Genomic DNA, 7,737 nt, shown 5'->3' with positions numbered 1-7,737 from the left:
GCCGGCCCCTCACCCGCCACCGGTGCGGGCTCGACGATCGCAGCCACGCGCACCGCACTCGCTCCGGTGATCGCCACGGTTCTCGCCTTGACCTGGTTGAACCCGCACGTCTATCTCGACACCGTGCTGATGCTCGGATCGATCGCGGCCACGCACGGCGACGATCGCTGGCTGTTCGCCGGCGGCGCGATCGCCGCCAGCATCCTCTGGTTCACCGCCCTCGGGTTCGGCGCGCGGTACCTCGGCCGGTGGCTGCGCACCGAGCGCTCGTGGCGGATCCTCGACGCGCTCATCGCCGTCGTCATGATCGCACTCGCCGTGAGTCTGGTTCTGCCGGTTCTCGGCGGCTGAACCGCACCGCATCCGCGCGTCGCAGTCAGTCTCCGTCGAGCGGGCGGAGGATGCGCGTCAGGAACCGCTGGGTGCGCTCGTGCGTCGGAGCGCCGAAGATCTCGGACGGCGCGCCCTCTTCGACCACGACTCCGGCATCCATGAACAGCACCCGATCGGCGGCCTCTCGCGCGAAGCTGAGCTCATGGGTGACGACGACCATGCTCCAGCCCTCATCGGCGAGCTCTTTGATCACGAGCAGCACCTCCCCGACGAGCTCGGGGTCGAGGGCACTGGTCGGCTCGTCGAAGAGCAGGAGGTCGGGGCGCAGTGCGAGCGCACGCACGATTCCGACGCGCTGCTGCTGCCCGCCCGAGAGCTCGTGCGGACGAGCGTTCTCCTTGTCGGCGAGCCCCACCCTCGCGAGCAGGACCTTCGCCTCGGCGATCACCTCGGCCTTGGGTCGGCCCTGCACCCGCCACGGGCCCTCGATCACGTTCTCGAGCACAGACAGGTGGGGGAAGAGATTGTGATGCTGGAAGACCATCGCCGAGCGGTCGCGCAGCGCGAGGCGCTTCTGCGCGCGCGTGCGCTTGGACACCGCATCCGCCGGGGCGAAGTCGATGTCGGGCCCGCCCGCGACGACGATCGTGCCGGCATCCGGGGTCTCGAGTCCGTTGAGGGCGCGCAGCACCGTCGTCTTGCCCGACCCGCTGGGGCCGATCAGCACGACGACCTCACCGCGGTGCAGGGTGAGGTCGATGCCCCGCAGCACCTCGTTGTCACCGAAGCGCTTGTGCAGGTCGCGGGCGGTCAGCAGAGCGTCTGCCGTCGACGCGCCGGAGCTCACGGAATCAGTGGGCGACATTGCGATCGAGTCTCCTCTCGAGTGCGCTCTGCCCGAACGACAGCACGAGGCAGAGCACCCAGTACACGAGCGCCGCCGCGAGGTAGAGCACCATGAACTCCAGGGTGGCCGATGCGATCTGCTGCGCCACTTTGAAAAGCTCCGTGACCAGGATCAGCGACGCGAGCGAGGTGTCCTTCACCAGCGAGATGAACGTGTTCGACAGCGGCGGCACCGAGACGCGGGCGGCCTGCGGCAGGATGATCCGGGTGAGCGTCCGCGTGCGGTTCATGCCGACCGTGTACGCCGCCTCCCACTGGCCCTTCGGCACCGAGAGGATCGCAGCGCGAACGACCTCGGCACCGTAGCCGCCGACGTTCAGAGACAAGGCGATGATCGCGCTCGGCCACGGGTCGATCTTGAGTCCGATCGACCCGAGGCCGTAGAAGATCACGAACAGCTGCACGATCATCGGCGTGCCGCGGATGACCGAGATGTAGAACCTGGCGATCCCCGACAGCACCGCATTGACGGAGATGCGCATGAGCGCGACCCCGATGGCGATGACGAGACCCAGCGCGAACGAGATCAGCGCGAGCGGGACCGTCACTGTCACCCCCGCGAGGGCGATGGGCCCGAGCGAGTCGAGGAACAGCTGCCAGGGATTCTCCACGGTTACTCGGTGACGTCTTCGCCGAAGTACTTCTCGCTGATCTCGGCCAGGGTGCCGTCGGCGCGCAGCTCTTCGAGCGCACCGTCGATGGCCTCGACGAGGTCGGCCTTGTCCTTCGTGAACACGAAGGCCTGCTCGCCGGCCTCATCGGTCTCGGCTGCGATCTTCAGCCCCGACGGGCTGTTCGTGGTCTCGTAGTCGAGGAAGGTCAGCTTGTCGTTGACGGTCGCATCCACGCGACCCTGACGCAGCAGCTCGACGGCCTGCGCCCAGCCCTCGACACCTTCGACCTTGGCGCCGGACTCGGTCGCGAGGTCGTACCAGTTGCTGGTGAGGGACTGCGCGGTGGTCTTGCCCTCGAGGTCGTCGAACGACGAGATCGAGTCATCGTCTTCGGCGACCACGATGACACCGGGCGAGACGGTGTACGGAACGCTGAAGAGGTACTTCTCCTGGCGCTCCTCGTTGATGCTGACCTGGTTCGCGATCACGTCGAAGCGATCGGCATCGAGGCCCGCGAAGATCGCATCCCACTGGGTCTCCTGGAACTCGACCTCGAGGTCGAGCTTGTCGGCGACCGCCTGGATGATCTCGACGTCGAAGCCGGTGAGGTCACCCGTGCCGCCGTCGCCGTGGAAGCTGAAGGGGCGGTAGGTGCCCTCGGTGGCGACGGTCAGGGTGCCGTCCTTCACGAGACCGAAGTCGGAGCCTCCTTCGCTCGAGCTGCTCTCGGGGGGGGCGGTGCTGCGGCTGCAGGCGGTGAGGGCGGCGGCGGCGACGACCAGTGCGGTGACGGCGATGAGGCGACGGGACATGTGAGTACCCTCCTGGGGTGCGGTGAGGCGCGAGTGCTGTGGCGCGGAACTCGTTTACATTACGTGGCTTCGGTTCAGCATCCCACATCGGATGACGTCGGATGTCGCACCGACAGGATGCAGAAAGGCCCCCGCACGAGGCGGGGGCCTTTCCGGAATCACACTCAGATGGAGTTGACGTCCAGCGGGATGCCGGGGCCGAACGTGGTCGACACAGCGCCCTTCTGGATGTAACGGCCCTTCGAGCTCGACGGCTTGAGGCGGACGATCTCCTCGAGCGCTGCGCCGATGTTCTCGTCGAGCTGCTCGGCCGAGAACGACGACTTGCCGACGACGAAGTGCACGTTGGCGTGCTTGTCGACGCGGAACTCGATCTTTCCGCCCTTGATCTCCTCGACTGCCTTGGCAGCGTTGGGGGTCACGGTGCCGGTCTTCGGGTTCGGCATGAGTCCACGCGGACCCAGGACCTTTCCGAGACGACCGACCTGGCCCATGAGCTCAGGGGTGGAGACGGCCGCGTCGAACGCGGTCCATCCGCCGGCGACCTTCTCGATGAGCTCGGCGCCGCCGACCTCGTCTGCACCTGCGGCGATCGCTGCCTCGGCCGCGGGGCCGGTGGCGAAGACGATGACGCGGGCGGTCTTACCGGTTCCGTGGGGCAGGATGACGGTGCCGCGCACCATCTGGTCTGCCTTGCGGGGGTCGACCGCGAGCTTCAGCGCGACCTCGACGGTCGAGTCGAACTTCGACGAGCCGGTCTCCTTCGCGAGGGCGACTGCCTCAGTGGGAGTGTAGAAACGGTCTGCCTCGATCTTCTCGGCGGCAGCCTTGTAAGCCTTGGACTTCGTAGCCATGATTATTCTCCTCAGCCCTCGACCGTGATGCCCATGGAACGGGCGGTGCCGGCGATGATCTTCGAGGCAGCCTCGATGTCGTTCGCGTTCAGGTCGGCCTGCTTGGTCTCGGCGATCTGACGGACCTGGTCCTTGGTGATCTTCGCCACCTTGACCGTGTGCGGCGTCGACGAGCCCTTGGGCACGCCGGCGGCCTTCTTGATGAGCTCCGCGGCCGGCGGGGTCTTCAGGATGAACGTGAAGCTGCGGTCCTCGTAGACGGTGATCTCGACGGGGATGACGTTGCCGCGCTGCGACTCGGTCGCGGCGTTGTACGCCTTGCAGAACTCCATGATGTTGACGCCATGCTGACCGAGCGCGGGGCCGATCGGCGGCGCCGGGTTGGCTGCACCGGCGTTGATCTGAAGCTTGATCAGGCCGGTCACCTTCTTCTTCGGTGCCATATCCTCTTCCTTTCATCGAACGGATGCGGATGCATCTGCTCTCCCGCGAACCCGGCATCTCCGGGCTGCGGTCGTCTGCGTGCACGCCGAAGCGGCACACAAACCACGTAAGTCTACCTGATGCGAGGGCCACCCGCGAACGCGAGAACGGCCGCCCCGAAAGGGACGGCCGTTCTCGTGAAAGCGTGTGTCAGACCATCTTGGTGACCTGGTCGAACGACAGCTCGACCGGGGTCTCGCGCTCGAAGAGCGAGACGAGCACGGTGAGCTTGCCGCTCTCGGGCTTGATCTCGCTGATCGAACCCGGAAGACCCGCGAACGAGCCCTCCTTGATCGTGATGGTCTCGCCGACCTCGAAGTCGACCTCGGCCGGAAGCGGACGAGCGACGGCGAGGCCGCCCTTCGATGCGATGTTCTTGGCGGTCGGGACGTCCTTGACCTCGACGAGCGACTTCAGCATGTTGAAGGCCTCTTCGAAGCGCAGCGGCGTCGGGTTGTGGGCGTTGCCCACGAAGCCGGTGACACCCGGGGTGTGGCGCACGACCGACCAGGTGTCTTCCGTCAGCTCCATGCGCACCAGCACGTAGCCGGGGATGCGCACGCGGGTGACCATCTTGCGCTGACCGTTCTTGATCTCGACCACGTCTTCCATCGGGACCTCGATCTGGTAGATCTCGTCCTCGACCTCGAGCGTCGACTTGCGCTGCTCGATGTTGGCCTTGACCTTGCGCTCGAAGCCCGCGTAGGAGTGGATGACGTACCACTTGCCCGGGAGCATCCGCAGGTCGAGGCGGAACGCCTCGTACGGGTCTTCCTCGGCGTCGTCCTCGTCGGACTCGGCGTCGGCCTGCTCGGCGTCGCCCTGCTCGGCGTCGGCCTGCTCGTCGTCGGCACCGAGGTCGGGGCCGTCGTAGGGGGTGACCTCTTCGGCCTCTGCGGCCTCGAGCTCGGCGGTCTCTTCCGCCACGGAATCGTTGAGGACCTCAGCGGCAGCCTCAGACTCAGCCGCTTCGTCCAGGTTGAGAGCGTCGTTCACGATCGCGTCGGCCTCCGGGTCGTCGATCTCGATGTCGGTGTCGTCCTGCACGTCGGACTCTTCGTCGCCGTCGACGTCTTCGATGTGGAGCGCGACGTGCTCGGCGGAAGTGACCGAGTTCTCCTCGGCAGCGAGCACGTTGCCCTCTTGGGCTTCGTCCTCTTCGCTGGACTGCTCGGCAGCGGTCGCCCAGTCGGCGTCGTCGGAATATCGTTCAGACACGTTGTTTCTTTCCAATCACTGCGGCCAGGGCCGCGAGGGCGTCAGGCGCCCGGGACCCCGAAGACGATGTGTGTCACCCAGGCGAACAGGGTGTCGAGTCCGTAGACGATGCCCATGACGATGAGAACGAAGACGAGCACCACCGCGGTGAACTTGACCAGTTCCTTGCGGGTCGGCGTGACGACCTTGCGCAGCTCTGCGATGACCTGACGGAAGAACAGGGCGATGCTCCCGAAGAAGCCCACGATGCCGCGTTTCTTCTCGCGGGTGGCGCCGGCCGCGACGACCTCGCCGCGCGGTTCGTCCTGATCCATCCTGAATGTACCTTTCGTGTGTCAGCGTGTGCTGACGCGCAGGGCGGACAGGAATCGAACCTGCAACCTGCGGTTTTGGAGACCGCTGCTCTGCCAATTGAGCTACCGCCCTAGAGACCGGGAGGTCTCGGGGTGTCATCTTCATCCTGCCACCGCAACCGGACCGGAAGGACCGGGGCACGGCGAAAGAATGCAGACAACAACTGCTGGTCAAGCATACGGCATCCGTCGCCCGGTGCCGAACCGGACCGCACGCGTGCGTTGTTGTTAGGCTCGGCGAGCGGACGCGACAGGAGGCGATGCGGTGAGTGCTGACGTGCAGCAGTTCCAGGTGGACCTGCGCGGGGTCGTCGACCTTCTGAGTCGCCACATCTACTCGAGTCCTCGGGTGTACCTGCGCGAGCTGCTGCAGAACGCCCGGGATGCCGTCACCGCGCGCCGTGAGGTCGACGGACGGGGTGGGCGCATCCGCATCACGCCGCTCTCGGACGCCTCGGCGGAGTTCGTGCTGCGAGACGACGGCATCGGTCTGACGGCTGCCGAGGTGGCCGACCTGCTCGCCACGGTCGGCCGCAGCTCGAAGCGCGACATCTTCGACATGCCCCGCAGCGACTACCTCGGCCAGTTCGGCATCGGCCTGCTCAGCTGCTTCATGGTCGCCGACACCATCGTGATCCGCTCGCGCAGTGCGCGCGGGGGCTCGGCCGTCGAGTGGACGGGCAGCGCCGACGGCACGTTCCGCGTGGCCGAGATCGATGACGACCTGCCGATCGGCACGAGCGTGCACCTCACTCCTCGGTTCGACGCCGATGATCTGCTGCGCCCCGCGGCGGTGCGAGAGCTGGCGACGGCCTTCGCCGAGTTCCTCCCCGTGCAGGTGACCCTCGAGACGGCGAACGGCGACGTCGACATCACTCGGCGCGCGCCCTTCCTCGACGTCGCGGAGAACATCGACGAAGCCGTGCAGTACGGGCGCGACCTGGTCGGGGCGAGCCCGCTCGACGTGATCGAACTCGCAGAGCCCGCGACCGGCACCCGCGGCCTCGCCTACGTGCTGCCGTTCGCTCCCCCGCCCGGGGCGCGGCAGGCGACGCGCATGTACCTCGGCCGCATGCTGCTCGGCGAGCGCGTCGACGATGTGCTCCCCGAGTGGGCGTTCTTCGTGCGCGCGGTGGTCGACTCGACGGGTCTCGCCCCGACCGCCAGCCGCGAGTCGCTCGTCGACGNNGCGCGTCCGCGAGCAGCTCGGAGCCGGCATCCGCCGCTGGGTGCTCGAGCTCGGGCTTCGCGAACCCCATCGACTCGCGCAGTTCGTCGCGATCCACGAAGTGGGCCTGAAGTCGCTGGTGCGCCACGACGACGAGCTCGCTCGGTTCATCACCCGCTGGCTGACGCTCGAGACGACGCACGGCACGATGCGCATCGGCGACCTCGTCGAGCGCTACCCGCACGTGCGCTTCGCCCCGTCGGTCGACGAGTTCCGCCAGGTCGCGGGCATCTCGCCCTCCTCCGAGGTGCTGGTGAACGGCGGATACCTGTACGCCGCCGACCTCGTGCGGATGCTCCCGGGCCTCTACCCTCAGGTCACGATCGAGCTCGTCGACGTCGCGGGCGAGCTGGACCGACTCGACCCGCCGCCCCTCGACGACCGCGACGCCGCCATGGCCCTCGAACAGCGCGCGGGCGAGGTGCTCGCGGCATCCGGATGCTCGGTGACCGTGCGCTCGATCGATCAGCCGGAGCTCGCTGCGCTCTACGTCGCAGACCCCGAGGTGCTTCGCCGGATCGACCGCGGACGCACCAGGGGCATCACGGGGTCGCTGTGGGGAGGCGTGCTCGACCGCATCGACTCGACGCTGTCGGCCTCACGCGATGACGATCCGAGCGCCCGCCTGTGCCTCAACTGGGCGAACCGGGTGGTGCGCGCTCTCGTGAGGGTGCAGGACGACGCGGTCTTCGCGCGCACCGTGCAGCTGCTCTACATCCAGTCGCTGCTGGCCGGCCACCACCCGCTCTCAGACTCCGATCGAGCCCTCATGACGACGGCGCTCACCGATCTCGTCTCGCTCTCGGCCGGCATCGAAGGGGACTCCCTCCGCTTCGGCGACGTGCTCTGACCTCTCACTCCGCCCGAAGGGACCCCGCATGGCTCGTCCGCACCCGCGCTTCACGCAGCTCATCGAAGAGATCGACCGCACCCCCT

10 protein-coding genes, 1 tRNA gene and 1 pseudogene are annotated in these 7,737 nt (G+C 67.3%); 3 read left to right on the top strand and 9 right to left on the bottom strand.

The annotated features are described in order from the left end of the window. On the top strand, positions 1 to 351 hold a 351-nt coding region (locus tag J7E68_RS02220), incomplete at its 5' end, for a LysE family transporter (RefSeq protein ID WP_215169463.1). 25 nt (positions 352 to 376) lie between these two features. Here the strand turns inward: J7E68_RS02220 and J7E68_RS02215 are convergent. The 8 genes from J7E68_RS02215 to J7E68_RS02180 form a co-directional block, all read right to left on the bottom strand. After that, positions 377 to 1,198, bottom strand: a complete 822-nt coding sequence (locus J7E68_RS02215) for an amino acid ABC transporter ATP-binding protein (RefSeq protein ID WP_285224716.1) — start codon at positions 1,196 to 1,198, stop codon at positions 377 to 379. Further along, a complete protein-coding gene (locus tag J7E68_RS02210; protein WP_215169461.1) occupies positions 1,185 to 1,850 on the bottom strand; it encodes an amino acid ABC transporter permease in 666 nt (221 codons plus the stop codon). Before J7E68_RS02210 ends, J7E68_RS02215 begins: the two co-directional genes overlap by 14 nt. Before the next feature lie 2 nt (positions 1,851 to 1,852). Further along, a complete protein-coding gene (locus J7E68_RS02205; RefSeq protein WP_215169460.1) occupies positions 1,853 to 2,665 on the bottom strand; it encodes a transporter substrate-binding domain-containing protein in 813 nt (270 codons plus the stop codon). A 164-nt stretch (positions 2,666 to 2,829) separates the two neighbouring features. After that, entirely contained in the window at positions 2,830 to 3,519 is a 690-nt protein-coding gene (gene rplA, locus J7E68_RS02200) for a 50S ribosomal protein L1 (RefSeq protein WP_056312762.1), read from the bottom strand. A gap of 11 nt (positions 3,520 to 3,530) precedes the next feature. Then, the gene (gene rplK, locus J7E68_RS02195) at positions 3,531 to 3,962 is read right to left on the bottom strand and encodes a 50S ribosomal protein L11 (protein ID WP_053097443.1); all 432 of its coding nucleotides are present in this window, start codon (positions 3,960 to 3,962) and stop codon (positions 3,531 to 3,533) included. A 190-nt stretch (positions 3,963 to 4,152) separates the two neighbouring features. Continuing rightward, on the bottom strand, positions 4,153 to 5,220 hold the full coding sequence (gene nusG / locus J7E68_RS02190) for a transcription termination/antitermination protein NusG (RefSeq protein ID WP_215169458.1): 1,068 nt from the start codon (positions 5,218 to 5,220) through the stop codon (positions 4,153 to 4,155). Positions 5,221 to 5,261: 41 nt separating this feature from the next. Further along, the gene (gene secE / locus J7E68_RS02185; RefSeq protein WP_215169456.1) at positions 5,262 to 5,534 is read right to left on the bottom strand and encodes a preprotein translocase subunit SecE; all 273 of its coding nucleotides are present in this window, start codon (positions 5,532 to 5,534) and stop codon (positions 5,262 to 5,264) included. 39 nt (positions 5,535 to 5,573) lie between these two features. Beyond that, positions 5,574 to 5,646: transfer RNA gene (locus tag J7E68_RS02180), tRNA-Trp, on the bottom strand. A 192-nt stretch (positions 5,647 to 5,838) separates the two neighbouring features. Here J7E68_RS02180 and J7E68_RS20250 point away from each other — a divergent pair. Then, positions 5,839 to 6,168: pseudogene (locus tag J7E68_RS20250) on the top strand (HSP90 family protein); the annotation flags it as partial. Here J7E68_RS20250 and J7E68_RS20245 read toward each other — a convergent pair. Continuing rightward, positions 6,147 to 6,311 carry a hypothetical protein gene (locus J7E68_RS20245; RefSeq protein WP_311416089.1) on the bottom strand — a complete coding sequence of 55 codons (165 nt, stop codon included), beginning with the start codon at positions 6,309 to 6,311 and terminating at the stop codon, positions 6,147 to 6,149. The pseudogene J7E68_RS20250 and the gene J7E68_RS20245 overlap by 22 nt on opposite strands. A 491-nt stretch (positions 6,312 to 6,802) precedes the next feature. Here J7E68_RS20245 and J7E68_RS20240 point away from each other — a divergent pair, with 491 nt between their 5' ends. Then, positions 6,803 to 7,651: a hypothetical protein gene (locus J7E68_RS20240; RefSeq protein ID WP_311416087.1), complete on the top strand. Its 849-nt coding sequence runs from the start codon at positions 6,803 to 6,805 to the stop codon at positions 7,649 to 7,651. The last annotated feature ends 86 nt before the right edge of the window (positions 7,652 to 7,737 follow it).

Source organism: Microbacterium sp. ISL-103 (assembly GCF_018613995.1).
Lineage (GTDB): Bacteria > Actinomycetota > Actinomycetes > Actinomycetales > Microbacteriaceae > Microbacterium.
The sequence above is the reverse complement of the archived record's forward strand: the minus strand, read 5'-3'. Positions and strand labels throughout refer to the sequence as shown.

Coding starts and splice junctions, on each gene's coding strand:
- J7E68_RS02215 (WP_285224716.1), bottom strand. CDS start 1,198: ATGTCGCCCACTGATTCCGTGAGCTCCGGCGCGTCGACGGCAGACGCT.
- J7E68_RS02205 (WP_215169460.1), bottom strand. CDS start 2,665: ATGTCCCGTCGCCTCATCGCCGTCACCGCACTGGTCGTCGCCGCCGCC.
- rplA (WP_056312762.1), bottom strand. CDS start 3,519: ATGGCTACGAAGTCCAAGGCTTACAAGGCTGCCGCCGAGAAGATCGAG.
- rplK (WP_053097443.1), bottom strand. CDS start 3,962: ATGGCACCGAAGAAGAAGGTGACCGGCCTGATCAAGCTTCAGATCAAC.
- secE (WP_215169456.1), bottom strand. CDS start 5,534: ATGGATCAGGACGAACCGCGCGGCGAGGTCGTCGCGGCCGGCGCCACC.